General features: G+C 62.1%; 28 protein-coding genes and 1 pseudogene. 26 read left to right on the top strand and 3 right to left on the bottom strand.

The window, feature by feature from the left end; all coding sequences use genetic code 11:
* Positions 1–69 precede the first annotated feature (69 nt).
* The 5 genes from tsaD to HJB91_RS11150 are packed head-to-tail and all read left to right on the top strand — an operon-like array spanning position 70 to position 3,535.
* Positions 70–1,167: a tRNA (adenosine(37)-N6)-threonylcarbamoyltransferase complex transferase subunit TsaD gene (gene tsaD / locus HJB91_RS11170; protein ID WP_221154735.1), complete on the top strand. Its 1,098-nt coding sequence runs from the start codon at positions 70–72 to the stop codon at positions 1,165–1,167.
* Positions 1,164–2,147 (top strand): NAD(P)H-dependent glycerol-3-phosphate dehydrogenase, encoded by a 984-nt coding sequence (locus tag HJB91_RS11165; protein WP_210632966.1) that lies wholly within the window; start codon positions 1,164–1,166, stop codon positions 2,145–2,147. Before tsaD ends, HJB91_RS11165 begins: the two co-directional genes overlap by 4 nt.
* 10 nt (positions 2,148–2,157) lie before the next feature.
* Complete coding sequence (locus HJB91_RS11160) at positions 2,158–2,451, top strand: YciI-like protein (RefSeq protein WP_210632965.1); 294 nt, start codon at positions 2,158–2,160, stop codon at positions 2,449–2,451.
* 2 nt (positions 2,452–2,453) lie between these two features.
* Positions 2,454–2,885, top strand: coding sequence for an EVE domain-containing protein (locus tag HJB91_RS11155; protein ID WP_221154733.1), 432 nt, complete (start codon positions 2,454–2,456; stop codon positions 2,883–2,885).
* A complete protein-coding gene (locus tag HJB91_RS11150) occupies positions 2,882–3,535 on the top strand; it encodes a methyltransferase (protein ID WP_210632963.1) in 654 nt (217 codons plus the stop codon). The genes HJB91_RS11155 and HJB91_RS11150 overlap by 4 nt, the downstream gene beginning before the upstream one ends.
* Here HJB91_RS11150 and HJB91_RS11145 read toward each other — a convergent pair.
* The gene (locus HJB91_RS11145; RefSeq protein WP_221154730.1) at positions 3,532–4,044 is read right to left on the bottom strand and encodes a hypothetical protein; all 513 of its coding nucleotides are present in this window, start codon (positions 4,042–4,044) and stop codon (positions 3,532–3,534) included. The two genes, HJB91_RS11150 and HJB91_RS11145, sit on opposite strands and share 4 nt — an antisense overlap.
* A 410-nt stretch (positions 4,045–4,454) precedes the next feature.
* Between HJB91_RS11145 and sdhC the strand changes: the two genes are divergently transcribed.
* The 20 genes and pseudogenes from sdhC (at position 4,455) to HJB91_RS11050 (ending at position 22,954) form a co-directional block, all read left to right on the top strand.
* A complete protein-coding gene (gene sdhC / locus HJB91_RS11140; protein WP_168296584.1) occupies positions 4,455–4,850 on the top strand; it encodes a succinate dehydrogenase, cytochrome b556 subunit in 396 nt (131 codons plus the stop codon).
* 10 nt (positions 4,851–4,860) lie between these two features.
* The gene (gene sdhD, locus HJB91_RS11135) at positions 4,861–5,241 is read left to right on the top strand and encodes a succinate dehydrogenase, hydrophobic membrane anchor protein (protein ID WP_221102543.1); all 381 of its coding nucleotides are present in this window, start codon (positions 4,861–4,863) and stop codon (positions 5,239–5,241) included.
* A gap of 7 nt (positions 5,242–5,248) precedes the next feature.
* Positions 5,249–7,090 (top strand): succinate dehydrogenase flavoprotein subunit, encoded by a 1,842-nt coding sequence (gene sdhA, locus HJB91_RS11130; protein ID WP_210632960.1) that lies wholly within the window; start codon positions 5,249–5,251, stop codon positions 7,088–7,090.
* Positions 7,091–7,108: 18 nt separating this feature from the next.
* Positions 7,109–7,888 (top strand): succinate dehydrogenase iron-sulfur subunit, encoded by a 780-nt coding sequence (locus tag HJB91_RS11125; protein ID WP_210632959.1) that lies wholly within the window; start codon positions 7,109–7,111, stop codon positions 7,886–7,888.
* 5 nt (positions 7,889–7,893) lie between these two features.
* Positions 7,894–8,070: pseudogene (locus HJB91_RS30640) on the top strand (DNA polymerase beta superfamily protein); the annotation flags it as partial.
* A 49-nt stretch (positions 8,071–8,119) separates the two neighbouring features.
* Positions 8,120–8,287: a hypothetical protein gene (locus tag HJB91_RS30635; RefSeq protein ID WP_247241794.1), complete on the top strand. Its 168-nt coding sequence runs from the start codon at positions 8,120–8,122 to the stop codon at positions 8,285–8,287.
* Positions 8,288–8,422: 135 nt separating this feature from the next.
* Positions 8,423–8,938 carry a protease inhibitor Inh/omp19 family protein gene (locus tag HJB91_RS11115; protein WP_088391343.1) on the top strand — a complete coding sequence of 172 codons (516 nt, stop codon included), beginning with the start codon at positions 8,423–8,425 and terminating at the stop codon, positions 8,936–8,938.
* 63 nt (positions 8,939–9,001) lie between these two features.
* Positions 9,002–10,165: a cell division protein ZapE gene (gene zapE, locus HJB91_RS11110; RefSeq protein ID WP_210632958.1), complete on the top strand. Its 1,164-nt coding sequence runs from the start codon at positions 9,002–9,004 to the stop codon at positions 10,163–10,165.
* 174 nt (positions 10,166–10,339) lie between these two features.
* Positions 10,340–11,302 (top strand): malate dehydrogenase, encoded by a 963-nt coding sequence (mdh, locus tag HJB91_RS11105; RefSeq protein ID WP_210632957.1) that lies wholly within the window; start codon positions 10,340–10,342, stop codon positions 11,300–11,302.
* A 34-nt stretch (positions 11,303–11,336) separates the two neighbouring features.
* A complete protein-coding gene (sucC, locus tag HJB91_RS11100) occupies positions 11,337–12,530 on the top strand; it encodes an ADP-forming succinate--CoA ligase subunit beta (RefSeq protein ID WP_097598164.1) in 1,194 nt (397 codons plus the stop codon).
* Between the two features lie 19 nt (positions 12,531–12,549).
* Positions 12,550–13,452 (top strand): succinate--CoA ligase subunit alpha, encoded by a 903-nt coding sequence (sucD, locus tag HJB91_RS11095; RefSeq protein WP_008528022.1) that lies wholly within the window; start codon positions 12,550–12,552, stop codon positions 13,450–13,452.
* Positions 13,453–13,619: 167 nt separating this feature from the next.
* Complete coding sequence (locus HJB91_RS11090; RefSeq protein ID WP_210632956.1) at positions 13,620–16,604, top strand: 2-oxoglutarate dehydrogenase E1 component; 2,985 nt, start codon at positions 13,620–13,622, stop codon at positions 16,602–16,604.
* Positions 16,605–16,619: 15 nt separating this feature from the next.
* Entirely contained in the window at positions 16,620–16,928 is a 309-nt protein-coding gene (locus HJB91_RS11085) for a YciI family protein (protein ID WP_210632955.1), read from the top strand.
* A gap of 39 nt (positions 16,929–16,967) precedes the next feature.
* The gene (gene odhB, locus HJB91_RS11080) at positions 16,968–18,227 is read left to right on the top strand and encodes a 2-oxoglutarate dehydrogenase complex dihydrolipoyllysine-residue succinyltransferase (protein ID WP_210632954.1); all 1,260 of its coding nucleotides are present in this window, start codon (positions 16,968–16,970) and stop codon (positions 18,225–18,227) included.
* A 12-nt stretch (positions 18,228–18,239) separates the two neighbouring features.
* Positions 18,240–18,989, top strand: coding sequence for a DUF4241 domain-containing protein (locus HJB91_RS11075; protein ID WP_221122940.1), 750 nt, complete (start codon positions 18,240–18,242; stop codon positions 18,987–18,989).
* A complete protein-coding gene (locus HJB91_RS11070) occupies positions 18,986–19,516 on the top strand; it encodes a hypothetical protein (RefSeq protein WP_221122941.1) in 531 nt (176 codons plus the stop codon). Before HJB91_RS11075 ends, HJB91_RS11070 begins: the two co-directional genes overlap by 4 nt.
* Complete coding sequence (locus tag HJB91_RS11065; RefSeq protein WP_210632951.1) at positions 19,513–20,265, top strand: SDR family oxidoreductase; 753 nt, start codon at positions 19,513–19,515, stop codon at positions 20,263–20,265. Before HJB91_RS11070 ends, HJB91_RS11065 begins: the two co-directional genes overlap by 4 nt.
* Positions 20,266–20,285: 20 nt before the next feature.
* A complete protein-coding gene (locus tag HJB91_RS11060; RefSeq protein WP_210632950.1) occupies positions 20,286–20,924 on the top strand; it encodes a LysE family translocator in 639 nt (212 codons plus the stop codon).
* Positions 20,925–20,950: 26 nt separating this feature from the next.
* Entirely contained in the window at positions 20,951–22,357 is a 1,407-nt protein-coding gene (gene lpdA, locus HJB91_RS11055; RefSeq protein WP_210632949.1) for a dihydrolipoyl dehydrogenase, read from the top strand.
* A 96-nt stretch (positions 22,358–22,453) separates the two neighbouring features.
* On the top strand, positions 22,454–22,954 hold the full coding sequence (locus tag HJB91_RS11050; RefSeq protein WP_221122943.1) for a cytochrome b: 501 nt from the start codon (positions 22,454–22,456) through the stop codon (positions 22,952–22,954).
* 12 nt (positions 22,955–22,966) lie between these two features.
* Here HJB91_RS11050 and HJB91_RS11045 read toward each other — a convergent pair whose 3' ends face one another.
* Both HJB91_RS11045 and HJB91_RS11040 read right to left on the bottom strand, forming a co-directional pair.
* Complete coding sequence (locus HJB91_RS11045) at positions 22,967–24,043, bottom strand: TraB/GumN family protein (protein WP_210633044.1); 1,077 nt, start codon at positions 24,041–24,043, stop codon at positions 22,967–22,969.
* 179 nt (positions 24,044–24,222) lie between these two features.
* Positions 24,223–25,158 carry a tyrosine recombinase XerC gene (locus HJB91_RS11040; RefSeq protein WP_221154727.1) on the bottom strand — a complete coding sequence of 312 codons (936 nt, stop codon included), beginning with the start codon at positions 25,156–25,158 and terminating at the stop codon, positions 24,223–24,225.
* A gap of 139 nt (positions 25,159–25,297) precedes the next feature.
* Here HJB91_RS11040 and HJB91_RS11035 point away from each other — a divergent pair, with 139 nt between their 5' ends.
* Positions 25,298–26,248, top strand: coding sequence for a GNAT family N-acetyltransferase (locus HJB91_RS11035; protein WP_221122945.1), 951 nt, complete (start codon positions 25,298–25,300; stop codon positions 26,246–26,248).
* Positions 26,249–26,250: the final 2 nt, after the last annotated feature.

The following is a 26,250-nucleotide window of genomic DNA, read 5'->3' as shown; positions in this document are numbered from 1 at the left end:
CTCTGTTCCGTTGTTACCGGAGTTCTCGTAAACGGGTTTCGGCCCCATCGCAATGAACGAACAGGCCTTATGGTTCCCTTTCTGCGCATCCTTGGCATCGAGACGAGCTGCGACGAGACCGCCGCGGCGATCGTCGAGCGCGATGCGGAGGGCCATTCCAGGATACTCTCCGACGTCGTGCTTTCCCAGCTCGACGAGCACAGCGCCTATGGCGGCGTCGTGCCGGAGATCGCCGCGCGCGCCCATGTCGAGGCGCTGGACGAGTTGATCGAGGAGGCGCTGAAGCGCGCCAATGTGTCGCTGGCTGATGTCGACGCCATCGCCGCCACGTCAGGCCCGGGGCTGATCGGCGGGCTGCTTGTGGGATTGATGACCGGCAAGGCGATTGCAAGGGCGGCCGGCAAGCCGCTCTATGCGGTCAACCATCTCGAAGGCCATGCGCTGACGGCGCGGCTGACCGACGGGCTTTCCTTTCCCTATCTGATGCTGCTCGTCTCCGGCGGCCATACCCAGCTCATCCTGGTGCGCGGCGTCGGAGATTATGAGCGCTGGGGCACGACGATCGACGACGCGCTCGGCGAAGCCTTCGACAAGACGGCAAAACTGCTCGGCCTGCCCTATCCCGGCGGCCCGGCAGTGGAACGCATGGCGCGGGACGGCAACGCCGATCGCTTCGATTTTCCGCGGCCACTGGTCGGCGAGGCGCGGCTGGATTTCTCCTTCTCCGGTCTGAAGACGGCGGTGCGGCAGGCGGCGCAGGAGATCGCGCCGCTCAGCGATCAGGACGTGGCGGATATCTGCGCTTCGTTCCAGCGGGCGATTTCACGCACGCTGAAGGACCGCATCGGCCGCGGCCTGCAGCGTTTCAAGGCCGAGTTTCCGGTCAACCAGGAAAAACCGGCGCTCGTCGTTGCCGGCGGTGTCGCCGCCAATCTCGAACTGCGGGCGACGCTGCAGGGTCTTTGCGACAAGAACGGCTTCCGCTTCATCGCGCCGCCGCTGAGCCTCTGCACCGACAATGCCGTGATGATTGCCTGGGCAGGGCTGGAGCGGATGGCGACGGGTGCGGTCCCGGATGCACTCGACGTCCAGCCGCGCTCGCGCTGGCCGCTCGATGCCAATGCGGAAAGGCTGATCGGCTTTGGAAAGAGAGGAGCCAAGGCATGAGCGAAAGGATCGCCGTCGTCGGATCGGGCGCTTTCGGCACGGCGCTTGCCGCCGTCATCGCCCTTGCCGGTCGCAGCACAGTGACGCTCGTCGGGCGCAATCCATCGCTGATGGCCGATCTGAAGAGCGAACGTCTGCATGATGCCGTGCTCCCCGGCATTGTTCTGCCGGAATCGCTCGAATTTGCCGCGGAGGCGGAGGCGATCGCCGGCGCCTCCATCGTGCTTTTTGCGATGCCCTCGCAGGCGCAGGCGGATGCGGCGCGGCATTATGGCCCATATCTGTCGAAAGACGCCATTGTCGTCACCTGTGCCAAGGGCATCGAGCGGGCGACCGGCAAGCTGTTGACCGACATGCTGGAGCGGGAACTGCCGGACCATCCGATCGCGGTGCTCTCGGGTCCGGGCTTTGCTGCCGATATCGCCAAGGGCCTGCCGACGGCGATGGCAATCGCGGCGGCGGATATGGAGACTGCCGAGCGGCTCGCCCAGGCGATATCAGGTCGGACCTTCCGGCTCTATGCCTCCAGCGACCGCATCGGCGTGCAGCTCGGCGGTGCGCTCAAGAATGTGCTGGCGATCGCCTGCGGCATCGTCGAAGGCCGCGGCATCGGCGAATCCGCCCGTGCGGCGCTGATTGCCCGCGGGCTCGCGGAAATGTCACGCTTCGTCGTCGCCAAAGGCGGGAAGGCGGATACGGTGCGCGGGCTATCGGGTCTCGGCGATCTGGTGCTGACGGGAACGAGCCATCAATCGCGCAACCTGCGCTTCGGCATTGCGCTCGGGCGCGGGGAAAAGGCCGATCCGCTGCAGGGCGCGCTGGTGGAAGGCGCGCTTGCCGCCTCGGTCGCCTCGCGGCTTGCCGCGGAGCTTTCGATCAGCATGCCGATCACCGACGCCGTTTCCGCCATCATCGACGGCAGGCTCGATATATCGGACGCCATCGAGCAGTTGATGACGCGTCCAATCACCACCGAATAGGAGAATAGACATGCTTTTCGCCCTGCTCTGCAAGGACAAGCCGGGACATCTGAACGTTCGTTTGGAGACGCGGCCGACGCATCTTGCCTATCTCGACAAGCTCAATGCCGAAGGCAAGCTTTCCATGGCCGGGCCTTTCCTTGACGACGAGGGCAAAGCCTGCGGCAGCCTGGTGCTCGTCAAGGCGGAGACGGCGCAAGAGGCAAAGGCGCTGGCCGACGCCGACCCTTACGCCATGGCCGGTTTGTTCGAAAGCGTCGATATCAAGCCCTTCAACTGGGTCTTCAACAAGCCGGAGGCGTGAGCATGGCGCATTGGCTTTATAAATCCGAACCTGCCTCCTGGTCCTGGGAGCAGCAAAAGGCCGCCGGCGAAAAGGGCACGGAATGGACCGGCGTGCGCAACTATCTGGCGCGCAACAACATGCGGGCGATGCAGATCGGCGACAAAGGGTTCTTCTACCATTCCAATGACGGGCTGGAGATCGTCGGCATCGTCGAAGTCGCAGCGCTGTCGCATCCCGACTCCACCGCAAAAGGCGATCCGAAGTGGGATTGCGTCGATATCCGCGCCGTCATGGACATGCCGAAGCCGGTGACGTTGAACGACATCAAGGCGAACGAGAAGCTCACCAAGATGTCGCTCGTCACCTCCATGCGCCTTTCCGTGCAGCCGGTCACCGACGATGAGTGGGCCGAAGTCTGCCGCATGGGCGGGCTCGACAATCCCCCGCGTTGAAAACCGATCCGGAAGCCTTCATCCGCGCCAATACCAGTCTGATGGCGCCGCCGCATGTGCCGGAAATTTCGCTCCATCTGGCCAGCGAGGCGCATGAGCTCTGGCTGAAGACGGAGGAAGAGCTGGAAGCGATCGGTCTGCCGCCGCCTTTCTGGGCTTTCGCCTGGGCGGGCGGGCAGGGACTGGCGCGCTACATTCTCGATTATCCGGAAATGGTGCGCGGCAAGCGCGTGCTGGATTTTGCCAGCGGCTCCGGCCTCGTCGGGATTGCGGCGATGATGGCCGGTGCGCGTGAGGTGACGGCCGCCGATATCGATCCCTGGGCGGAGACGGCGATCCGGCTGAACGCCAGGGCCAACGGCGTTTTTCTCGGATTTACCGGCGCCGATCTGATCGGACAGGATATCGCCGCCGATGTCGTGCTTGCCGGCGACGTCTTCTACGACCGTGTCTTCGCCGATGCGCTCGTTCCCTGGCTGACGAGGCTGACGGGGGAAGGCATATTGGTTCTGGTCGGCGATCCCGGGAGAAGCTATCTGCCACGGGAACAGCTGGAATTCTGTGCGGCCTATCAGGTGCCGGTGACGCGGGCGCTGGAGGACAGCGAAATCAAGAAGACGACGGTCTGGCGCTTCGGCTCAAGATCTTAAGGCCGGATCACGCAGACATTGGCCTCGTAGCTGCAGGGATCGTCCTGGACGCCGACGTCGATGACCTTCGCATTCGGCGCCTGGGGCGCGAGCCGTGCGCCCGAATAATACCCATAGCCATAGCCATTGCCGCCGACATAAGTCCCGCCATCGATCTGATAGGCATAGGAGCCGGCATAGGTGTCGCCGCTGCCGCCACCCGGCGGCTGGGGCGCGAAGATAACCAGGCTGCTGCGGGCAACGCGATTTGTCGCCGGGGACGAAAACTGCTTCAGGAACGGCATACGCTCCCTGCCGGGTCGGCGAATATAGGCGCTGTCGAAACGGATGCCGCGATCGCGCCAGCCGAGGCGTTGGCCGAGAAGCAAGCCATTGTGCAAGACGTGGCGGTGGCCAAGGAAGCGATGATCGGCAAAGCGATGATCGAAACGGCGCTCGCCGGCGGCGGCAGGCAAGGCGACAAGCGCGGAGAGCCCAAGCAGGGCGACTGCAGACAGACTGCGAAACATGGATGTCGGCCTCCGGAATTCCCGATCGTTAACAAATCGTTAATGCCAGATTGCGCCAAAAGCCGCTGCTTGTCCATGCGCCTGGAAGGAACGGCATAAATATTAAGCCGAGTTTCGTTGGGACGGTTCAGCCTCTTCGCCGAGGCGCAGAACCGCCCTTAACCTTTTGTTCTTACGGAATTCCGGGTGGAAGGCCGCTTCGCACCTTTCTGGAGCTTCTCCCGCCCGCAAACTTCGCGGCAACCCGAATCGATTAAATTAATAGCGCACAGCGATTGTGCTTGTCGTCGGGCTTTCCGGTGAGTAAACGTCGCAATTGATGCAACGCACACAGAGAATTTTGTCATTCGTGTGGTTGACTGAGCATGCTCCGAAATCCGGGAGCGCAGAGAAGCCGCCGCGAGGTTCTGATGGCGAACGTGACAAATAACCGGCCCCTGTCGCCGCATTTGCAAGTCTACAAACTTATTCCCACCATGGTCATGTCCATCGTCCACCGCATCACCGGCGGTGCGCTCTATGTCGGCACGCTGCTGGTCGCCTGGTGGCTGATCGCGGCGGCAAGCGGCCAAGCGTCGTATGACTGGGCCAATTGGGTGCTCGGAAGCCTTCTCGGCAAGCTGGTGCTGCTCGGTTATACCTGGGCGCTGCTGCACCACATGCTCGGCGGTTTGCGCCATCTCATGTGGGATCTCGGCTACGGCTTCGAGAAGGAAGTCTCGACCAAACTCGCCATCGCCAACATCATCGGGTCGCTCTGTCTGACCGTGCTGGTCTGGGTGATCGGCTTCCTCATTCGCTTCTGAAGGTCCTCTCATGGATATGCGCACCCCCCTCGGCAAGGTTCGCGGGCTCGGCTCCGCCAAGGAAGGCACGAGCCATTTCTGGCGTCAGCGGCTGACCGCGGTCTCCAATATTCCGTTGATCCTCTTCTTCGTAATCTTCATGATCACCTATGCCGGCGCGCCCTATGCGGACGTGGTTCGCGCCCTGTCGAACCCCTTTGTCGCCGTTGTCATGGGATTGATGGTGATATCGGGCGTCATCCATATGAAGCTCGGCATGCAGGTCATCATCGAAGACTACGTGCATGGCGAATTCGGCAAGATCGCTCTGCTGATGCTGAACACCTTCTTTGCGATCGTGATCGCCAGCCTCTGTCTCTTCGCCATTCTGAAAATCGCATTCGTAGGATAAGCTCGATATGGCACCGACCTCACCCGCCCAGAATGGCAAAGCCTACAAATATGTCGACCACTCCTATGACGTGATCGTCGTCGGCGCCGGCGGCGCGGGTCTGCGCGCCACCCTCGGCATGGCCGAGCAGGGTTTCCGCACCGCCTGCATCACCAAGGTGTTCCCGACCCGCTCGCACACGGTTGCGGCCCAGGGCGGCATCGCCGCCTCGCTGCGCAACATGACACCGGATAGCTGGCAGTGGCATCTCTATGATACGGTCAAGGGTTCCGACTGGCTCGGCGACGTCGACGCCATGCAGTATCTCACCATGGAAGCGCCGAAGGCGGTCTATGAGCTCGAGCATTACGGCGTGCCGTTCTCGCGCAACGAGGAAGGCAAGATCTACCAGCGCCCCTTCGGCGGCCACATGCAGAATTACGGCGAAGGCCCGCCAGTCCAGCGCACCTGCGCCGTTGCCGACCGCACCGGCCACGCCATCCTGCATACGCTCTACGGTCAGTCGCTGCGCAACAATGCCGAATTCTTTATCGAATATTTCGCGCTCGACCTGATCATGTCTGAGGACGGCAGCCGCTGCACCGGTGTCGTCGCCTGGTGCCTCGATGACGGTACGATCCATCGCTTCGCCGCCAAGATGGTGGTGCTGGCGACCGGCGGCTACGGCCGCGCCTATTTCTCGGCAACCTCGGCCCACACCTGCACCGGCGACGGCGGCGGCATGGTGGCACGCGCCGGCCTGCCGCTGCAGGACATGGAATTCGTGCAGTTCCACCCGACCGGAATCTACGGTTCGGGCTGTCTGATCACGGAAGGCGCGCGCGGCGAAGGTGGTTACCTCGTCAACTCCGAGGGTGAACGCTTCATGGAGCGTTATGCGCCTTCGGCCAAGGATCTTGCCTCGCGCGATGTCGTTTCGCGCTGCATGACGCTGGAGATCCGCGAAGGCCGCGGCGTCGGCAAGAACAAGGATCACATCTTCCTGCATCTCGACCACCTCGATCCGGCCGTTCTGCATGAGCGCCTGCCGGGGATTTCCGAGAGCGCCAAGATCTTCGCCGGCGTCGACGTCACGCGCGAGCCCATCCCGGTTCTGCCGACCGTTCACTACAATATGGGCGGCATTCCCACCAATTACTGGGGCGAAGTGCTGAACGCCGATGGCGCCAATCCGGAGCGGATCATTCCCGGCCTGATGGCGGTCGGTGAAGCCGGCTGCGCCTCGGTGCACGGCGCCAACCGCCTCGGCTCCAACTCGCTGATCGACCTCGTGGTCTTCGGCCGCGCCGCCGCGATCCGCGCCGGCGAAGTCATCGACCGCGCGGCGCCCATCCCGCATCTCAACGTCGCGGCCTGCGACAAGATCATGGACCGCTTCGACGGCCTGCGTCACGCCAGCGGCGGCACGCCGACGGCTGTGCTGCGCGAGAAGATGCAGCGCGCCATGCAGGAAGATGCGGCCGTGTTCCGCACGCAGGAATCGCTGGAATCCGGTTGCCGGCGCATTTCGGCGATCTGGGGCGAGATGCAGGACATCAAGGTCACCGACCGTTCGATGGTCTGGAACTCCGACCTGGTGGAAACGCTCGAACTGCAGAACCTGATGGCCAACGCCATCACGACGATCTACGGCGCCGAGGCCCGCAAGGAGAGCCGCGGTTCGCACGCTCGCGAGGATTATACCGAGGGTGCATTCGCCGGCCGCGACGACGTCAACTGGCGTAAGCATACGCTTGCCTGGGTGAACGAGGCAGGCGACGTCAAGCTCGACTATCGCCCTGTTCACACCGAGCTCATCGCCGAAGGCATCGATCCGCATAAGATCGAGCCAAAAGCTCGCGTGTACTGATTTCAAGAGGAACCGGATATGGTTGAACTCGCTCTCCCCAAGAATTCTCAGATGCGCGAAGGCAAGGTCTGGCCGAAGCCGGCGGGTGCGACCAACACCCGCGAGTTCCGCGTCTACCGCTGGAGCCCGGACGATGGCCAGAACCCGTCGATCGACACCTTCTACATCGATGTCGACGATTGCGGCCCGATGGTGCTCGACGGTCTGCTCTACATCAAGAACAAGATCGACCCGACGCTGACCTTGCGCCGCTCCTGTCGCGAGGGCATCTGCGGTTCCTGCGCGATGAACATCGACGGCACCAACACGCTTGCCTGCACCAAGGGCCTCGACGATATTACCGGCGCGGTGAAGATCTATCCGCTACCGCATCTGCCCGTCGTCAAGGATCTGGTGCCCGATCTCAGTAACTTCTACGCCCAGCATCGCTCAATCGAGCCCTGGCTGAAGACGGTGTCGCCGTCTCCGGCTAAGGAATGGAAGCAGAGCCATGAGGACCGGCAGAAGCTCGACGGCCTTTATGAATGCATCCTCTGCGCCTGTTGCTCGACCTCCTGTCCGAGCTATTGGTGGAACGGCGACCGTTATCTCGGTCCGGCCGTTCTGCTGCAGGCCTATCGCTGGCTGATCGACTCCAGAGACGAGGCGACCGGCGAACGTCTCGACAATCTCGAGGACCCGTTCCGCCTCTACCGCTGCCATACGATCATGAACTGCGCGCAGACCTGCCCGAAGGGCCTCAACCCGGCCAAGGCGATCGCCGAAATCAAGAAGATGATGGTCGAGCGCCGGGTCTGATCGGCATGCATGCCACCGGCGGATTGGACGGCTTCGATCCCGCAGCCGTCGCGGAGATCAGGTCGCGGCTCGCCTCGGTTCGCGAGCAGGGCATCCGCATCGGTCTGGCGATCGAAAGCGGCAGCCGCGCCTGGGGCTTTCCGTCTCCCGACAGCGATTATGATTGCCGCTTTATCTATATTGCGGGCGGCGATTCTCGATCTCGTGCATGTTAAGAAGCGGACCCGTGAGATGGGTGAAGGTCTGCCGCCGGAGCCGGTGCGGTTATTTCTGCGCAGCTCGTTCGAGCACTATTCCGAGACATTGCGGGAGTTTGGCAGAAATCCTGACAGAGATGAGCGTGCGCAACACCTTGCTGACAAATTCTATGTGCAGGAAGTTTTGCAGCAGGGCAGTTGAACTGTATCGTTTTTCGGTTAGGTGTTGTCACGGGCAATTTCTGCAACCCGACTTGATTAACCAAAGCGAATTACGATAATCGAACTTGTCTCACGCCCGTTCTTTGCGGCGATAGCCGAATTCAGGAGTATGATGATGCAGTTGCGATATGCGATGACAGGTCTGGTGGTGGCTCTCGCGCTAGCCGGTTGTCAGCGTACGGCATATGATTACAGCTCCAACTCGAACGCCGGACCGGCGCCGTTGACGGCGCAGCCTGTCCCGTCCGTCCAGGGCGGTCAGCTTCCGCCGCCGACCGGCAGCTCGCAGTTCCCGGCCGCGCCGACGGCGACGGCACCGATGCCTGGGGCACAGTCCGGCGCCATGGCTGCGAATGCGCTCGACGTCACCAAGGAATCAATGGTCGGAAGCTGGCGCGTCAATGGCAGCTGCGATATGTTCCTGACGCTCACCAATCTCGGCAGCGGGTCGCGTGGCGGCACGCGCGGTTGCGTCGGCGAGCTGACGGCGATGGGCTCCTGGGAGGTCGCGGGCAAGCAGGTGCTGCTCAAGGATCGTTCGGGCAACCAGATCGGCAGCGTCTACAAGACAGCCGACAATCGCTTCCAGGGCCAGACGAATACCGGTCAGCAGATCAGCCTCAGCCGGTAAACCAACCGCGCGGTAAACGATCCGGCGGCGCGCCGCTGATGACTGACAGGCGGACGTGCCCTCATGCAGCCAATGCCAGATTATACGCTCAGCGTTTGCGAACAGCTTAAATCGCTGACGCTTGCCGGTGCGTTGCAGGTCGATTCCGCCCAGATGGACGTGGCCAAAAGCCTGGATCGGGTGCTTGCCGGGCTGAAGCAGTTGCGGCCGGCGGCCAAAGCGAGCGCGCTCGGCTGGCTGTTTGCCAAGAAGAAGAAAGCCGCCGACGGCATCAAGGGGCTTTACATTCACGGCAGCGTCGGACGCGGCAAGACCATGCTGATGGACATGTTCTTTGCCATGGCGCCGTGCAGGAAGAAGCGCAGGGCGCATTTCCACGAATTCATGGCGGATGTGCACAACCGTATCGCGGCACACCGGCTGAAGCTCAAGAACGGCGAGACGAAGCAGGCCGATCCGATGCCGCCGGTCGCCGCAGCCCTCTACGAGGAAGCGGAACTGCTCTGCTTCGATGAATTCACCGTCACCGACATTGCCGACGCGATGATCCTGTCGCGGTTGTTTTCCGAACTCTTCGCGCGGGGATGCGTGCTGGTCGCGACCTCGAATGTCGAGCCGGACAATCTCTACAAGGATGGGCTCAATCGCGGCCTGTTCCTGCCCTTCGTCGCTCTGCTCAAGCAGCATGTCGATGTCGTCACGCTGGATTCGCCGACCGACTACCGGATGGAGAAGCAGAATAGCCAACCGGTCTATCTCGTGCCGATCAGCGAACATAACGACATGGCGATGGAGGCGTCCTGGACGCAGGCGCTGCATGGGCGCAAGGCGAAGCCGCTCGATATTCCGATGAAGGGCCGCTCCATCCATGTGCCGCTTGCCGCCGACCGCATGGCGCGCTTCTCTTTCGCGGATCTCTGCGACAAGCCGCTCGGGGCCGCCGACTTCCTGGCCATCGCCGAACACTTCGATACGATCTTTCTCGATCACGTTCCCTTGCTCGGGCCGGAGAAGCGGAACCAGATCAAGCGTTTCATCATTCTGGTCGATACGCTCTATGATCATGCCGTGCGGCTTTACATATCCGCGGCGGCGTTGCCGGAGAACCTGCTCGTCCATCGCCGGGGCACCGAAGGCTTTGAATTCGATCGCACGGCGTCGCGACTGTTCGAGATGCGGAGCGCCGAATATCTTGCGCTGCACCATGAAAAGCGGGCCGCGGAGTAACAATCCAGTGACAAAACATCTTACGTTTACGTAAGAATTTTTGTATCTAAACGATTGAAAACGCTGCATCAAAATTAATGGATTGCCATTTTTAGCCTTTAGGTCTATGCGATTGCGTCATTGAGCGGCCTTGCAGCGTCGTTCGACGAATTTGATCGCAAAGGAAACAGCGAAATGGCGCGTAATAAGATCGCACTCATTGGTTCTGGCATGATTGGTGGCACGTTGGCGCATCTGGCCGGCCTGAAGGAACTGGGCGATATCGTCCTCTTCGACATTGCCGATGGCATTCCCCAGGGCAAGGGTCTCGACATCGCACAGTCCTCTCCGGTCGAAGGCTTCGACGCCAATCTGACCGGCGCCAGCGATTATTCGGCGATCGAGGGTGCCGACGTCTGCATCGTCACTGCCGGCGTTCCGCGCAAGCCGGGCATGAGCCGCGACGATCTTCTCGGCATCAACCTCAAGGTCATGGAGCAGGTCGGCGCCGGCATCAAGAAATACGCGCCGAACGCCTTCGTCATCTGCATCACCAACCCGCTCGACGCCATGGTCTGGGCGCTGCAGAAGTTTTCGGGTCTTCCCGCCAACAAGGTCGTCGGCATGGCCGGTGTTCTCGACTCCTCGCGCTTCCGTCTCTTCCTCGCCAGAGAATTCAACGTCTCCGTTCAGGATGTGACCGCCTTCGTTCTCGGCGGCCACGGCGATACGATGGTGCCGCTCGCCCGCTACTCCACGGTCGGCGGCATTCCGCTCACCGACCTCGTCACCATGGGCTGGGTCACCAAGGAGCGCCTCGAAGAGATCATCCAGCGCACCCGTGATGGCGGCGCCGAGATCGTCGGCCTGCTGAAGACAGGTTCCGCTTATTATGCGCCGGCTGCCTCGGCAATCGAAATGGCCGAATCCTACCTCAAGGACAAGAAGCGCGTCCTGCCTTGCGCCGCCCATCTGACCGGCCAGTACGGTGTCAAGGACATGTATGTCGGTGTACCCACCGTCATCGGCGCCGGCGGCGTCGAGCGCGTCATCGAGATCGACCTCAACAAGACCGAGAAGGAAGCCTTCGACAAGTCTGTCGGCGCCGTCGCCGGTCTTTGCGAGGCCTGCATCAACATCGCGCCTGCCCTGAAGTAATCGGCGCTGAAGTAATCGAAACAGGGATAGACCCATGAACATTCATGAATATCAGGCCAAGGCTCTGCTGAAGGGCTATGGCGCGCCGGTTGCCGAGGGTGTGGCAATTCTCAAGGTTGAAGAAGCCGAGGCGGCTGCCAAGTCGCTTCCCGGCCCGCTTTACGTGGTCAAGAGCCAGATCCATGCGGGCGGCCGCGGCAAGGGCAAGTTCAAGGAACTGTCGCCGGAAGCCAAGGGCGGCGTACGTCTCGCCAAGTCGATCGAAGACGTCGTTGCCAACGTCAAGGAGATGCTCGGCAACACGCTGGTGACCGCGCAGACCGGCGAAGCCGGCAAGCAGGTCAATCGCCTCTATATCGAGGACGGCGCCGACATCGAGCGCGAACTCTACTGCTCGCTGCTGGTCGACCGCTCGGTCGGCAAGGTCGCCTTCGTCGTCTCCACTGAAGGCGGCATGGACATCGAGGCCGTCGCCCACGATACGCCCGAGAAGATCCAGACGATCGCCATCGATCCGGAAGCCGGCGTGACGGCTGCCGACGTCGCCAAGATCTCCGCCGCTCTCAAGCTCGAAGGTGCTGCCGCAGAAGACGCCAAGTCGCTCTTCCCGCTGCTCTACAAGGCCTTCAACGAGAAGGACATGTCGCTTCTCGAAATCAATCCGCTGATCGTCATGAAGAATGGCCATCTGCGCGTTCTCGACGCCAAGATGTCCTTCGACGGCAATGCGCTCTTCCGTCACGACGACGTCCGGGCGCTGCGCGACGAGACCGAAGAAGATGCCAAGGAAATCGAGGCCTCCAAGTGGGACCTCGCTTACGTCGCGCTCGACGGCAATATCGGCTGCATGGTCAACGGCGCGGGCCTCGCCATGGCGACGATGGACATCATCAAGCTATACGGCAAGGAGCCGGCCAACTTCTGCGACGTCGGCGGCGGCGCCGGCAAGGAGAAGGTCGCTGCGGCGTTCAAGATCATCACCGCAGACCCGAAGGTCGAGGGCATTCTCGTCAACATCTTCGGCGGCATCATGAAGTGCGACGTCATCGCTGAAGGCGTCATTGCCGCGGTCAAGGAAGTCGGTCTCAAGGTTCCGCTCGTCGTGCGCCTTGAAGGCACCAATGTCGAGCTCGGCAAGAAGATCCTGAACGAGTCGGGTCTCGCGATCACGGCGGCTGACGACTTGGACGATGCGGCCAAGAAGATCGTCGCGGCGATCAACGGCTAATTTTGAGGGATCGGAAAGAATGTCTATTCTCGTCAATAAAGACACCAAGGTCCTCGTTCAGGGTCTGACCGGCAAGACCGGCACGTTCCACACCGAACAGGCGCTCGCTTATTACGGCACCCAGATGGTCGGCGGCATCCACCCGAAGAAGGGCGGCGAAACCTGGACCGGCGCGAAGGGCGAAAGCCTGCCGATCTTTGCAACCGTTGCCGAGGGCAAGGAAAAGACCGGCGCCGACGCCACCGTCATCTACGTTCCGCCGGCGGGCGCTGCCGATGCGATCATCGAAGCGATCGACGCCGAGATCCCGTTCATCACCTGCATCACCGAAGGCATTCCGGTCATGGACATGGTGCGCGTGAAGGCTCGCCTCGACCGCTCCAAGTCGCGCCTGCTTGGGCCGAACTGCCCGGGCATCCTGACGCCGGAAGAATGCAAGATCGGCATCATGCCGGGCTCGATCTTCCGCAAGGGTTCGGTCGGCATCGTGTCCCGCTCGGGCACGCTGACCTATGAGGCCGTCTTCCAGACCTCCAATGAAGGCCTCGGCCAGACGACGGCCGTCGGCATCGGCGGCGACCCGGTCAAGGGCACCGAGTTCATCGATGTGCTGGAGATGTTCCTCGCCGACGAAGCCACGACTTCGATCATCATGATCGGCGAAATCGGCGGCTCCGCCGAAGAAGACGCAGCCCAGTTCCTGAAGGATGAGGCCAAGAAGGGCCGCAAGAAACCGATGGCCGGCTTCATCGCAGGCCGTACGGCACCGAAGGGCCGCACCATGGGCCATGCCGGCGCCGTGGTATCCGGCGGCAAGGGCGACGCTGAATCGAAGATCGCGGCGATGGAATCGGCTGGCATCAAGGTGTCTCCGTCTCCGGCCCGCCTCGGCAAGACGCTGGTGGAAGTCCTGAAGGGCTGAAGCCACCTGTAGACCGGGCGGAGGAACGGCATCTGCGCCTTCCGCCCGGCTCGCATGCGAGAGCAGCAGATGCGCCGCGGACAGGCGGCGATCGGAATGCGGCAGCCGGCGATCGATCCGGCAAATTCATCAAGTCAGGAGGCGGACCGAAGCGTCCGCATATCACCATGGCACGGCAAGAAGCCAACGAGCAATTTCAGATCACCTCGTTTCTGGATGGCGCCAACGCGGCCTATATCGAGCAGCTCTATGCGCGCTACGAAGAGGATCCGGCGTCGGTCGACGATCAATGGCGCGCTTTCTTCAAGGCGCTGGAAGACGATCCTGCCGATGTGAAAAAGGCGGCCAAGGGAGCCTCCTGGCGCAGGAAGAACTGGCCTCTGGCAGCCGGCGGCGATCTGGTATCGGCGCTCGACGGCGACTGGGGCATCGTCGAGAAGGTGATCGAGACGAAGGTGAAGGCCAAGGCCGTAGCCGAGGGCAAGCCCGCCGACGGCACCGACGTGTTGCAGGCGACGCGCGATTCCGTCCGCGCCATCATGATGATCCGCGCCTACCGCATGCGCGGCCACCTGCATGCCAAGCTCGACCCGCTCGGAATCGCCGCCGCCGTCGACGATTTTCGCGAGCTGTCGCCGGAAAATTACGGCTTCACATCAGCCGATTACGATCGCAAGATCTTCATCGACAACGTGCTCGGCCTGGAGTACGCCACCATCCGCGAGATGATCGAGATCCTCGAGCGCACCTACTGCTCGACGCTCGGCGTCGAATTCATGCATATCTCCAACCCGGAAGAGAAGGCCTGGATCCAGGAACGCATCGAAGGCCCCGACAAGGGTGTGGCCTTCACGCCTGAGGGCAAGAAGGCGATCCTTTCCAAACTCGTCGAAGCCGAAGGCTACGAACAGTTCCTCGACGTCAAGTTCAAGGGCACCAAGCGCTTCGGCCTCGACGGCGGCGAATCGCTGATCCCGGCGCTGGAACAGATCCTGAAGCGCGGCGGTCATCTCGGCCTCAAGGAAGCCGTGTTCGGCATGGCCCATCGCGGCCGCCTCAACGTGCTCTCCCAGGTCATGGGCAAGCCGCACCGCGCCATCTTCCACGAATTCAAAGGCGGTTCCTACGCACCCGATGAAGTCGAAGGCTCCGGCGACGTCAAGTACCATCTCGGTGCATCCTCGGACCGCGAATTCGACGGCAACAAGGTACACGTGTCGCTGACGGCAAACCCGTCGCATCTCGAAATCGTCGATCCCGTCGTCATGGGCAAGGCTCGCGCCAAGCAGGACATGAGCGCCACGGTGTGGGAAGGCGACATCATTCCGCTTTCCGAACGCTCCAAGGTTCTGCCGCTGCTGATCCACGGCGATGCGGCCTTCGCCGGCCAGGGCGTCATTGCCGAAATCCTCGGTCTTTCCGGTCTGCGCGGCCACCGTGTTGCCGGCACCATGCACGTGATCATCAACAATCAGATCGGTTTCACGACGAACCCGGCCTTTTCGCGCTCGTCGCCCTATCCGTCCGACGTCGCCAAGATGATCGAAGCACCGATCCTGCACGTCAACGGCGACGATCCGGAAGCGGTCGTCTACGCAGCCAAGATCGCGACCGAATTCCGCATGAAGTTCCACAAGCCTGTGGTGCTCGACATGTTCTGCTATCGCCGCTACGGCCACAATGAAGGCGACGAGCCGTCCTTCACGCAGCCGAAGATGTACAAGGTCATTCGCGCCCATAAGACCGTGCTGCAGCTCTATGCGGCGCGCCTTGTCGCCGAGGGCCTGCTCACCGAAGGCGAAGTCGAGAAGATGAAGGCCGACTGGCGCGCGCATCTCGAGCAGGAGTTCGACGCCGGCCAGCACTACAAGCCTAATAAGGCCGACTGGCTGGATGGGGAGTGGTCGGGCCTGCGCACGGCCGACAACGCCGACGAACAGCGCCGCGGCAAGACCGCGGTGCCGATGAAGACGCTGAAGGAGATCGGCCGCAAGCTCTCGGAAATCCCGGCGGGCTTCAATGCGCACCGCACGATCCAGCGTTTCATGGAAAACCGGGCCAACATGATCGCCACCGGCGAAGGCCTCGACTGGGCGATGGCCGAAGCGCTCGCCTTTGGCGCGCTCTGCTTGGAAGGCCACAAGATCCGCCTGTCGGGCCAGGATTGCGAACGCGGCACCTTCTCGCAGCGTCATTCGGTTCTCTACGATCAGGAGACCGAGGAACGCTACATTCCGCTCGCCAATCTTTCGCCGACACAGGCCCGCTACGAAGTCATCAACTCGATGCTTTCGGAAGAGGCCGTGCTCGGTTTCGAATATGGCTACTCGCTCGCCCGCCCGAATGCGCTGACGCTCTGGGAAGCGCAGTTCGGCGATTTCGCCAACGGCGCGCAGGTCGTCTTCGACCAGTTCATCTCGTCGGGCGAACGCAAGTGGCTGCGCATGTCCGGACTCGTCTGCCTGCTGCCGCACGGCTATGAAGGCCAGGGTCCGGAGCACTCCTCGGCTCGCCTGGAGCGCTTCCTGCAGCTCTGCGCGGAAGACAACATGCAGGTCGCCAACGTCACGACGCCGGCGAACTACTTCCATATCCTGCGCCGGCAGCTGAAGCGCGACTTCCGTAAGCCGCTGATCCTGATGACGCCGAAGTCGCTGCTGCGTCACAAGCGGGCCGTTTCGACGCTTGCCGAACTGGCCGGCGAATCCGCCTTCCACCGCCTGCTGTGGGATGATGCCGAGGTTATCAAGGACGGCCCGATCAAGCTGCAGAAGGACAACAAGATCCGCCGTGTCGTCATGTGCTCCGGCAAGGTCTATTACGACCTTCTGGAAGAGCGTGAAAAGCGCGGTATCGACGACATCTATCTGCTGCGCGTCGAGCAGCTCTATCCGTTCCCGGCAAAGGCGCTGATCAACGAGCTGTCGCGCTTCCGCAATGCCGAGATGGTCTGGTGCCAGGAAGAGCCGAAGAACATGGGCGCATGGTCGTTCATCGACCCGTTCCTCGAGTGGGTGCTTGCCCATATCGACGCCAAATATCAGCGCGTCCGCTATACCGGCCGTCCGGCCGCCGCCTCGCCGGCGACGGGCCTGATGTCCAAGCATCTATCGCAGCTTGCCGCATTCCTCGAGGATGCATTGGGCGGCTAAATCAAGGGGGGCGCAATGGCTTACTTCTTTTTGAGACTGCTGCCGCCGCGCCCCACTTTTCCGCATGACGGGACGGGGGAAGAAATGGCGGCGATGAAACGCCATGTCGAATATTGGCATCGGCAGGCCCTTGCGGGATCGGCAATTGTCGTCGGTCCGGTGTTCGAGGGTCAAGGCGCCTTCGGCATGGCAGTCGTCGAAGTGGAGGATCAGCCGGCGGCGCAAGCTCTTGTCGACGGCGATCCGATCATCGCTTCCGGTTTCGGTTTCCGTTTCGATGTCTTGCCGATGCCCTCGATCATTTTGCGGCCGCCCGCCGTCTGAAACGCATAAACGAAAACACACGAAATCAGGATTTGAACAATGGCCACAGAAATCCGCGTTCCAACTCTCGGTGAATCCGTCAGCGAGGCAACCGTCGGCACCTGGTTCAAGAAGGTCGGCGACGCCATCAAGGCCGACGAGCCGATTCTGGAGCTTGAAACCGACAAGGTGACCATCGAAGTTCCCGCGCCCGCCTCCGGTACGCTGTCGGAAATCGTCGCCGCCGCCGGCGAGACCGTCGGTCTCGGTGCACTGCTCGGCCAGATCGCCGAAGGCGCCGGTGCTGCCGCCGCCGCGCAGGCTGCCGCCGCACCGGTCGCCGCTCCCGCTCAGCCGGCCCCTGCTGCTGCTGCCGCACCGGTTGCCACCGCCGCATCCTCGTCGAGCGCTTCCGTCTCCACCATGCCGCCGGCACCGGCAGCTGCGAAGATGCTTGCCGAAAGCAATCTTTCCGCCGATCAGGTCGACGGCAGCGGCAAACGTGGTCAGGTGCTGAAGGGCGACGTCATTGCCGCCGTTGCCAAGGGCATTTCCGCTCCCGCCGCGGCACCGGCTGCAGCGCCTGCGGCTGCACGTGGCCCGTCGACGGTCGAGGATGCCTCGCGCGAAGAGCGCGTGAAGATGACGCGCCTGCGCCAGACGATCGCCAAGCGCCTCAAGGACGCCCAGAACACTGCCGCCATGCTGACCACCTATAACGAGGTGGACATGAAGGCAGTCATGGACCTGCGCAACAAGTACAAGGACATTTTCGAGAAGAAACACGGCGTCAAGCTCGGCTTCATGGGCTTCTTCACCAAGGCGGTGACGCATGCGCTGAAGGAGCTGCCGGCAGTCAATGCCGAAATCGACGGGACCGACGTCATCTACAAGAACTACTGCCATGTCGGCATGGCGGTCGGCACCGACAAGGGCCTCGTGGTTCCTGTTATCCGCGACGCCGACCAGATGTCGATCGCCGAAGTCGAGAAGGAACTCGGCCGTCTTGCCAAGGCAGCCCGTGACGGATCGCTTGCTATGGCCGACATGCAGGGAGGCACCTTCACCATCACCAACGGCGGCGTCTACGGCTCGCTGATGTCTTCACCGATCCTCAACGCGCCGCAGTCCGGCATTCTCGGCATGCACAAGATCCAGGAGCGGCCGGTTGCGATCGGCGGCCAGGTGGTCATCCGTCCGATGATGTATCTGGCGCTGTCCTACGATCATCGCATCGTCGACGGCAAGGAGGCTGTCACCTTCCTCGTCCGCGTCAAGGAGAGCCTCGAAGATCCGGAACGCCTGGTTCTCGATCTCTAAGGAGCGCTTTCGATGCGGAACCGGATATTGCGAGCGGCGCGGCTTCTTCTTTGCGCTGCCGCCGCGCATGCCCCGGTCCCCGCATCGGCCGCCGGCTGGGATGTCAGCAAGGCCAGCAGCAATTTCGGACTCGTGGCGCTTGATGCTGCCGAACTCTCCAGCCGGTCGATCGATGTGGTCCATATGGGCGATGTCGAGCTGACCTCGGGTCGCATCGTCGCCGCTGATCCGCTTGCCCAGCCGGATCGTGCGGCGCTTGCAAGAACGGTGGCGCCGGGCGACTATCCGGTGACGCTCTACCATGCCTTCGGGCGCATCGCGGCGGCCAGCATGCGGTTTGCCGAGGGCAGGCCCGATCACTGGGAACTGGCCGTCGTGCCCGGCCAAGACCCGGCGACACTGAAGGACGACGAGATCTTCGGCTATCCCGTCGATGCCGGCGTCGGCTGTTATATGGACGCCGATACGCTGGCGCTGATCGATGAGCGGGAAACGCAGGTCCAGGCGCAGAAGCCGGACGCCGATATCAATTATTACGATGACGTGCTGGCGTCGGAGCTTGACGCCAACAAGCGCCACTATGCATTGCACCGGCCGGTTGCCGGCAAGAAGGGCAATGTTGCGGTGTTTTGGAGCGGCTGGGGTGATGGTGTCTATCCTGTCTTCTGGGGCCTCGACAAGGACGGTTGCCCGCTGGTGCTGTTGACGGATTTTGGCATAATCCAGAATGCCGACGGGCGGAGAGAGCCGAAGGTGCAATGAGCGGGACGATCGGGATCATGGCAGGGCGGCGAGGTGCGGCTGCAATTGCGGCCGTGGCGGTTTTCGCCGTCCCGGTTGCCGGGTTCGCCGTCGACTGCAAACAGGAGCAGGCCGTCTACGTCGACCGTGACGGCGCCTATGAACTGCGCTTCGCGCCGCTGAACTCGGCGTCGGCGGCCGCCAGCAACCAGTTCAAGGTCAGCGCCCTCAAGACGGCCGTGGTGATGGAAGGCTATATCATGCCGTCGGAGGATCCGGTGCGCGCCATCGGCATCCTGATGTTCAACTGTCCGGAAGGCGATGTGACCGGCGCCGATCTCGATGCCTGCACGGTCTGGCAGGGCGCCGTCTATGGCATGGACGCCAAGGGCGAGATCGACAACCTGCTGCCGGAGGGCGCTGCTGCCGCCGAAAAGCTGGTGCTTCCCGGTCTTGGTCCCGCCATTCGCGAATCCAGCGCCTGGGGCGAGGGCAAGGCCTCGGTGGCGCCTTGGGACGTGCTGACATTCAAGGAGTGTGCGACATGAGCGATACACCTGTTGTTCTCGTCACCGGCGGAAGCCGGGGCATCGGCGCGGCGGTCTGCCGGCTTGCTGCGCGCGGGGGTTGGCGCGTCGCGGTGAATTACGCCACGAGCCATGAAGCGGCGGATGCCGTCGTTACCGCGATCATCGAAAGCGGCGGCGAGGCTGTGGCAATTAAGGGCGATGTCGGCAAGGCCGCGGATATCGCCGCGATGTTTTCGGCGGTTGATCGTCAGTTCGGGCGGCTCGACGGGCTGGTCAACAATGCCGGCATCGTCGATTATCCGCAACGAGTCGACGAGATGTCGGTCGAGCGGATCGAGCGCATGCTCCGCGTCAATGTGACCGGCTCGATCCTCTGCGCCGCCGAGGCCGTGCGCCGCATGTCGCGCCGACATGGTGGGCAGGGTGGGGCGATCGTCAACGTCTCCTCGATGGCGGCAGTCCTCGGTTCGGCGACGCAGTATGTCGATTATGCGGCATCGAAAGCGGCGATCGACACCTTCACCATCGGGCTTGCGCGCGAAGTTGCCGGGGAAGGGATTCGCGTCAATGCCGTCAGGCCCGGCATCATCGAAACCGATCTCCATGCATCGGGTGGCTTGCCGGACCGGGCGCGCGAAATGGCGCCATCGGTCCCGATGCAGCGGGCCGGCCTGCCGGAGGAGGTGGCGGATGCAATTCTCTATCTGCTTTCACCTTCAGCGTCCTATGTCACCGGATCGATCCTCAATGTGAGCGGCGGCCGTTAGAAAGACAGGGCGGAATCAATATGAGCTACATCTTCGAATTCCTCGGCCTGATGGCCGTCTTCTCTATTTTCATCGTCGTGCCGGGCGCCGATTTCGCTGTCATCCTGCGCCAAAGCATCATGCATGGGCGCCGCGCCGCCATCATGACCGGGCTCGGCATGGGCTTCTCGCTGCTCTTTCATATCAGCTACACGATCCTTGGCCTCGGCCTGATCGTCTCCAAGTCGCTGATGCTGTTTGCGATGATTAAATGGGCGGGTGTCGGCTATCTCGTCTATCTCGGCATCAAGTCGTTCCGCGAACCGGGATTCAATGTGCAGGAGATCGCCGTCACGGCCGACGAGCGCAAGTCGGCCTCGATGCTGTCATGCCTCGGCATGGGGTTCATCACCAATGCGCTGAACCCGAAGCCGGTGCTGTTCTTCCTGTCCTTGTTTTCGACGCTCGTCCACCACGACACGCCAGCACTGATCCAGTTCTCCTATGGTATCGGCATGGCGACGGCGCTGGTCGCCTGGTTTGCCGGCGTCTCCTATTTCTTCACGGTCAAGACGATCCGAGACCGCTTCATCGCCAGCGGCAAATGGTTCAACCGCATCACCGGAGCGGCACTCGTCGCCTTCGGCTTCCGCCTCGCGCTGTCGCGCGCAGCCGACTAAACGAAAAATCCAAAGGGAAAGAAGCAATGTCCTACGATGTGATCATTATCGGAACCGGTCCGGGCGGCTATGTCTGCGCCGTCAAGGCAGCCCAGCTCGGCCTCAAGGTCGCCGTCGTCGAAAAGCGCGCGACCTATGGCGGCACCTGTCTGAACGTCGGCTGCATTCCGTCGAAGGCGCTGCTGCATGCTTCCGAAATGTTCCATCAGGCCGGCCATGGATTAACCGCGCTTGGCATCGACGTGTCGGCGCCGACGCTCAACCTCGCCAATATGATGGCGCACAAGGATGCGACGGTGAAGTCGAATGTCGACGGCGTCGCCTTCCTGTTCAAAAAGAACAAGATCGACGCTTTCAAGGGTACCGGCAAGATCGTTTCGGCCGGCAAGGTTTCCATCACCGCCGAGGACGGGACCGCGCAGGAAATCGAAGGCAAGAACATCGTCATCGCGACCGGTTCGGATGTCGCCGGCATTCCGGGCGTGCAGGTCGAAATCGATGAAAAGACCATCATCTCGTCGACAGGCGGCATTGCGTTGGAAAAGGTGCCGGAAACGTTGATCGTCGTCGGCGGTGGCGTCATCGGCCTCGAACTCGGCTCGGTCTGGTCGCGTCTCGGCGCCAAGGTCACCGTCGTCGAATATCTCGACACCATTCTCGGCGGCATGGACGGCGAGGTCTCCAAGCAGTTCCAGCGCATGCTCGCCAAGCAGGGCATCGATTTCAACCTCAGCGCCAAGGTCACCGGCGTCGAAAAGGGCGATAAGGGCGCCAAGGTCACGTTCGAGCCGGTCAAGGGCGGCGACACGGTGACGCTCGACGCTGAAGTCGTGCTGATCGCCACCGGCCGCAAGCCCTATACCGCAGGTCTCGGCCTAGAAGAGGCAGGTGTTGTGCTCGACAATCGCGGCCGCGTCGAGATCGACGGCCACTTCAAGACCAATGTCGCCGGCATCTATGCGATCGGCGACGTGGTGAAGGGGCCGATGCTGGCGCACAAGGCCGAAGACGAGGGCGTGGCGCTTGCCGAAATCCTTGCCGGTCAGCATGGCCACGTCAATTATGAGGTCATCCCGAGCGTCGTTTATACCCAGCCGGAGATCGCTTCGGTCGGCAAGACTGAGGAGGAACTGAAGGCGGCAGGCATCGCCTACAAGGTCGGCAAGTTCCCGTTCACCGCAAACGGCCGCGCCCGTGCGATGCTGGCGACCGACGGCTTCGTCAAGATCCTCGCCGACAAGGAGACCGACCGCGTGCTCGGCGGCCATATCGTCGGCTTCGGCGCCGGCGAGATGATCCACGAGATCGCCGTGCTGATGGAATTCGGCGGCTCGTCGGAAGATCTCGGCCGCAGCTGCCATGCACATCCGACGATGTCTGAAGCCGTCAAGGAGGCTGCACTCGCGACCTTCTTCAAGCCGATCCATATGTAATCTTACATCTTCGTAATGAAGCGCGCAGCCGCTTGCCGAGAGGCAAGCGGCTGTTTTAGTTGATCGCAGAGTTCGACCATCCGGGGGAGATCAGCAATGCAGCAGCCGTCCATCCCGAGTTACAGTCTCAGCCAGCGTTTCCTCCACTGGGCGGTGGCGCTGCTGATCTTCTTCAATCTGCTGTTTCCCGACGGGATGAATATATGGCACCGGCTCGTTCGCAGGGGCGAGGTGCCGACGCCCGAGCAGATTGCCTCGGCCAATATCCATGCCTATGTCGGCATCGCCATTCTGCTGCTTGCCGTCCTCAGGCTCTGTCTGCGCTTTATGCAGGGTGCGCCGCCTGAGGCTTCGCAGGAGCCGGCGATCGTTCGTCTCGGGGCAAAACTCGCCCATGCCGGGCTTTATATCCTGCTCTTCGCGATGCCGCTTTCGGGCATCGCCGCTTACTATTTCGGCATCAATCCCGCCGGCTTCGTTCACGCGGATGTCTTGAAGGTCATTCTTTGGGGGCTGATCGCGGCCCACGTCGCAGGCGGGCTCGTCCATCAGTTCTATTATAAAAGCAATGTGCTGCGCCGCATGACGCTCGGCTGACCGACAACGAGTTCAGTTCACGGCGGTAACGGTGAAGCCCTGCTTGCGCAGCAATTCGATGACGCCGCCCTCGCCGGGCAGATGCAGGGCACCGACGGCCATGAAGACGTTTCCGTCGTCGAGAATGGGTGCGGCGCGTTCTGCCATGACCTTGTTTCGATCGAGGATGACCCGCTGTTCGAAGGCGGCATAGTCGCTGCTTTCGCCTTCGGTCTCCGGTGTCACGGTCTTCAGCATCGGCATGGTCAGGCCGATATCGCCGGAGAGGTAGAGATCGGTCATCGTTTCGACCACATCATTCATCTTGGCTCCGAGTTCCAGCGTCTCGATCAGCGACTTCATATGGAATTCGACCGGCAGATCAGCCATGGCCTGGATCTGCTCGGCAAGGGTTTCCAGCCCCTTGACCTCCTTGCCCTCGGCAACGGCGTCGGTGGCGATTTTCTGGTCGAGAAACTGCACGCCCCTGGCCTTGCGGGCGAGTTCGCAGGCCGGAAGGGCAACGGCGCTGGAGATCATCCATGGCCGCATGCGGGAGACGGCGCTGAGCGGGATGCCGCGCTGCTTGAGGCCGGCCTCCAGGCGCTTGTAGTCCTCGGCAGAGAGCAGCTTGTCGATCGTCGTGCCGTCGGTGAACATCGTCAGTTCCGGCCGCGCGAGCAGGGCGGCGGTTGCCTTTCGTTCATCGAGGATCTCGTCGGATTCGATGATGATCGTGTTGGCTGCGTCGTGGGCCGCCTGGGCGCGCGGCGGCAGGGCGAGCACACGGGGATCGGTCACATGCATGCTGCCGAGCAGCCATGAAGGGGCAAGTCCGGGCTTTTCGATCTTCCAGAAGATGCCCTTGCCGTTCGGCGTTGCTTCGGCTTCCTTGACCGCCTCGGCGTATCGGGCGGGGTCGCTCTGCTGCAAGTCGACCATCAGATTGCGGCCGGTGCAGGCAGTGTCTTCGGCCGCCGCCGGCCTTGCGGCGAGGAGGGCGACAAACAGAGCCGCAACAAGCAGCATGTGGAAGGCCGCAATCAGCCAGAGCAGCAGATTGCCGGGTGCTAAGAGGAAAAAAGCCCGGCGGCTGATTGAAGTCGTCATCATGGTATTCCCCACATGCCCTATCGCTTCTGCTCTACGCTCGGCTTGCGCATAATCCTTTAAGAGAATGCGTTAACGAAAAATTAGCGCGTCGATTCAGGCCGGATTCATGGGCGCTGAGCTTGTCGACAATATGGGATGCTGTCGTCAGAAGCGCTGCGCATTCTGGACGAGATGCATCAAGCGCGCGGATGGGCTCGATCATACACCTCAAGCAGCCGCGATGCATCCACGCCGGTGTAGACCTGCGTTGTCGAAAGGCTGGCGTGGCCGAGCAGTTCCTGGATGGTGCGCAGATCGCCGCCGCCAGCAAGCAGATGGGTGGCGAAGGAGTGGCGGAGCGCATGCGGCGTCGCCGTCTCCGGCAGGCCGAAGGCGCCGCGCAGCTTCTGCATGGCGCGCTGGATGATCGCCGCCTGCAGCTTGCCGCCGCGGGCGCCGCGAAACAGCGGCTCACCGCTTTCGAGATAATAGGGACAGAGGGCGCGATATTTTTCGACCGCATCGAAAACGACGGGCAGAAGCGGCACCAGCCGTGTCCTGTTGCCTTTGCCGGTGATGCGCAGCGCTGTGGCGCCCTTCGGCAGGTCGGCGGGAACGAGACCCAGCGCTTCGGAAATGCGCAGGCCACAGCCGTAGAGCAGAGTCATGACAGCCGCATCGCGCGCGGCGATCCAGGGTTCGTCATGCAGTTGGGCTTCATCGCTGACGATGGTGATCGCCTGCGTATCCGACAGGGGTTTGGGCAGCGACTTCGGCTGTTTCGGCGAACGGATCGCACCGGCGCCGGCGGCATTGACCAAGCCCTTCTTTTCCAGGTGACGCAACAGCGAACGAAGGCCGGCGAGATTGCGGCCGAGCGAACGGGCGCCGGAGCCTTGCCTGCGCCGGGCAGCCAGGAAGGCGCGGAAATCGACGGGACGCAATTCCCTGATGTCGGCGAGGGTCGCCGGGCCGGCAAGATGACCGGTCAGGAAGGTCAGAAACTGGCGGGTGTCGCGCTCATATGCATCGAGCGTATGCTCGGAAAGGCGGCGTTCACGAGCGAGGTTTTCGAGCCACGCAGCGCGTTCCGCCATCAGGCGCGGGTCGGCGATTACAAGCAGTTCATTCACGTCGCTGGCCTTGAATTTGCCTTCAAGTCCGCCAATTTGAAGCAGGAACGGTTATGGAATTGCTAATGCCGGCCAAGCCTTTGTCATCCTTCGATCATATTGTACTGCGATAGCTTATAGCCCATAGACAGGATCTTTCATGGCACGGCGCGATTCCATGACGGCTTTCGGACAACTCGCGGAAGCGATCGCTCTCGTTTCACAGGGAAAGCCCGGTCACATCGTCGACACGCTGATCGCCGAACGCGGCCAGAGGATCGTGAAACATCCGCTCTGGCCGGTCATGCGGCCGTTCCTCTACACGCTTCTGCGCTACAACAAGGCGATCGAATTCGCCAATGCGGTGGCCAAGATGCCGGGTTTCCAGTCGTTCGAATATCTGAGCGACGTGCTGAAGCTCGACATCGGCGTCACCAACGGCGAACGCATTCCCGATAGCGGCGGCTTCATCCTCGTCAGCAATCACCCCACAGGCATTGCCGACGGCGTAGCCGTTTTCGACCTCCTGAAAACGCGCCGGCCCGATATGATGTTCTTTGCCAATCGCGATGCGATCCGCGTCAATCCGCGTTTTGCCGAGATGGTCATTCCGGTCGAATGGCGCGAGGAGCACAAGAGCAAGCTCAAGGCGCGCGAGACGCTGCAATTGACGAACCACGCGGTGCGGGAAGGCAAGGCGACGGTGCTCTTTCCATCGGGCCGCATCGCCTATTGGGCCAATGGCCGGCTCAATGAACGCCCCTGGAAGACGTCGGCGGTCGGGCTGGCGCGCAAATACAATCTGCCGATTCTCCCCGTCCACATGACGGCGCGCAATTCCGGCCTGTTCTACTGGCTGGCAAAGTGGTCGACGGAGCTTCGCGACATGACGGTTTTCCACGAACTCTTGAACAAACGCGGCGACCGTTTCGATTTCGTGATCGGCAATCTCATTCCCGCCGAACATCTCGACGGCGATGTCAACGAGGTGACGAAGGCGCTGGAGAAACATACGGTCCACGACATGGCCCGCGATGGGGACGCGACCTTCGTGCCGGTCGGCGGGCCGGCTGCGGCGATGCCGTGCGAGATGTCGGTTCTGGCCGTCTAGAA

Origin of the sequence: Rhizobium sp. NLR10b, from assembly GCF_019685435.1 — a bacterium.
Classification (GTDB): domain Bacteria; phylum Pseudomonadota; class Alphaproteobacteria; order Rhizobiales; family Rhizobiaceae; genus Rhizobium.
This window is presented reverse-complemented; position numbering and strand designations above follow the sequence as displayed.

What these genes read in the sequence shown, in the direction of transcription:
- HJB91_RS11085 (WP_210632955.1), top strand. Translation starts at nt 16,620, where the DNA reads ATGGCTTACTTCTTTTTGAGACTGCTGCCGCCGCGCCCCACTTTTCCG.
- mdh (WP_210632957.1), top strand. Translation starts at nt 10,340, where the DNA reads ATGGCGCGTAATAAGATCGCACTCATTGGTTCTGGCATGATTGGTGGC.
- HJB91_RS11090 (WP_210632956.1), top strand. Translation starts at nt 13,620, where the DNA reads ATGGCACGGCAAGAAGCCAACGAGCAATTTCAGATCACCTCGTTTCTG.
- sucC (WP_097598164.1), top strand. Translation starts at nt 11,337, where the DNA reads ATGAACATTCATGAATATCAGGCCAAGGCTCTGCTGAAGGGCTATGGC.
- HJB91_RS11160 (WP_210632965.1), top strand. Translation starts at nt 2,158, where the DNA reads ATGCTTTTCGCCCTGCTCTGCAAGGACAAGCCGGGACATCTGAACGTT.
- tsaD (WP_221154735.1), top strand. Translation starts at nt 70, where the DNA reads ATGGTTCCCTTTCTGCGCATCCTTGGCATCGAGACGAGCTGCGACGAG.
- HJB91_RS11035 (WP_221122945.1), top strand. Translation starts at nt 25,298, where the DNA reads ATGGCACGGCGCGATTCCATGACGGCTTTCGGACAACTCGCGGAAGCG.
- HJB91_RS11045 (WP_210633044.1), bottom strand. Translation starts at nt 24,043, where the DNA reads ATGACGACTTCAATCAGCCGCCGGGCTTTTTTCCTCTTAGCACCCGGC.
- sdhC (WP_168296584.1), top strand. Translation starts at nt 4,455, where the DNA reads ATGGCGAACGTGACAAATAACCGGCCCCTGTCGCCGCATTTGCAAGTC.
- HJB91_RS11165 (WP_210632966.1), top strand. Translation starts at nt 1,164, where the DNA reads ATGAGCGAAAGGATCGCCGTCGTCGGATCGGGCGCTTTCGGCACGGCG.
- HJB91_RS11075 (WP_221122940.1), top strand. Translation starts at nt 18,240, where the DNA reads ATGCGGAACCGGATATTGCGAGCGGCGCGGCTTCTTCTTTGCGCTGCC.
- HJB91_RS11070 (WP_221122941.1), top strand. Translation starts at nt 18,986, where the DNA reads ATGAGCGGGACGATCGGGATCATGGCAGGGCGGCGAGGTGCGGCTGCA.
- sucD (WP_008528022.1), top strand. Translation starts at nt 12,550, where the DNA reads ATGTCTATTCTCGTCAATAAAGACACCAAGGTCCTCGTTCAGGGTCTG.
- zapE (WP_210632958.1), top strand. Translation starts at nt 9,002, where the DNA reads ATGCAGCCAATGCCAGATTATACGCTCAGCGTTTGCGAACAGCTTAAA.
- odhB (WP_210632954.1), top strand. Translation starts at nt 16,968, where the DNA reads ATGGCCACAGAAATCCGCGTTCCAACTCTCGGTGAATCCGTCAGCGAG.
- HJB91_RS11065 (WP_210632951.1), top strand. Translation starts at nt 19,513, where the DNA reads ATGAGCGATACACCTGTTGTTCTCGTCACCGGCGGAAGCCGGGGCATC.
- HJB91_RS11145 (WP_221154730.1), bottom strand. Translation starts at nt 4,044, where the DNA reads ATGTTTCGCAGTCTGTCTGCAGTCGCCCTGCTTGGGCTCTCCGCGCTT.
- HJB91_RS11155 (WP_221154733.1), top strand. Translation starts at nt 2,454, where the DNA reads ATGGCGCATTGGCTTTATAAATCCGAACCTGCCTCCTGGTCCTGGGAG.
- HJB91_RS30635 (WP_247241794.1), top strand. Translation starts at nt 8,120, where the DNA reads ATGGGTGAAGGTCTGCCGCCGGAGCCGGTGCGGTTATTTCTGCGCAGC.
- sdhA (WP_210632960.1), top strand. Translation starts at nt 5,249, where the DNA reads ATGGCACCGACCTCACCCGCCCAGAATGGCAAAGCCTACAAATATGTC.
- HJB91_RS11050 (WP_221122943.1), top strand. Translation starts at nt 22,454, where the DNA reads ATGCAGCAGCCGTCCATCCCGAGTTACAGTCTCAGCCAGCGTTTCCTC.
- HJB91_RS11060 (WP_210632950.1), top strand. Translation starts at nt 20,286, where the DNA reads ATGAGCTACATCTTCGAATTCCTCGGCCTGATGGCCGTCTTCTCTATT.
- lpdA (WP_210632949.1), top strand. Translation starts at nt 20,951, where the DNA reads ATGTCCTACGATGTGATCATTATCGGAACCGGTCCGGGCGGCTATGTC.
- HJB91_RS11115 (WP_088391343.1), top strand. Translation starts at nt 8,423, where the DNA reads ATGCAGTTGCGATATGCGATGACAGGTCTGGTGGTGGCTCTCGCGCTA.
- sdhD (WP_221102543.1), top strand. Translation starts at nt 4,861, where the DNA reads ATGGATATGCGCACCCCCCTCGGCAAGGTTCGCGGGCTCGGCTCCGCC.
- HJB91_RS11125 (WP_210632959.1), top strand. Translation starts at nt 7,109, where the DNA reads ATGGTTGAACTCGCTCTCCCCAAGAATTCTCAGATGCGCGAAGGCAAG.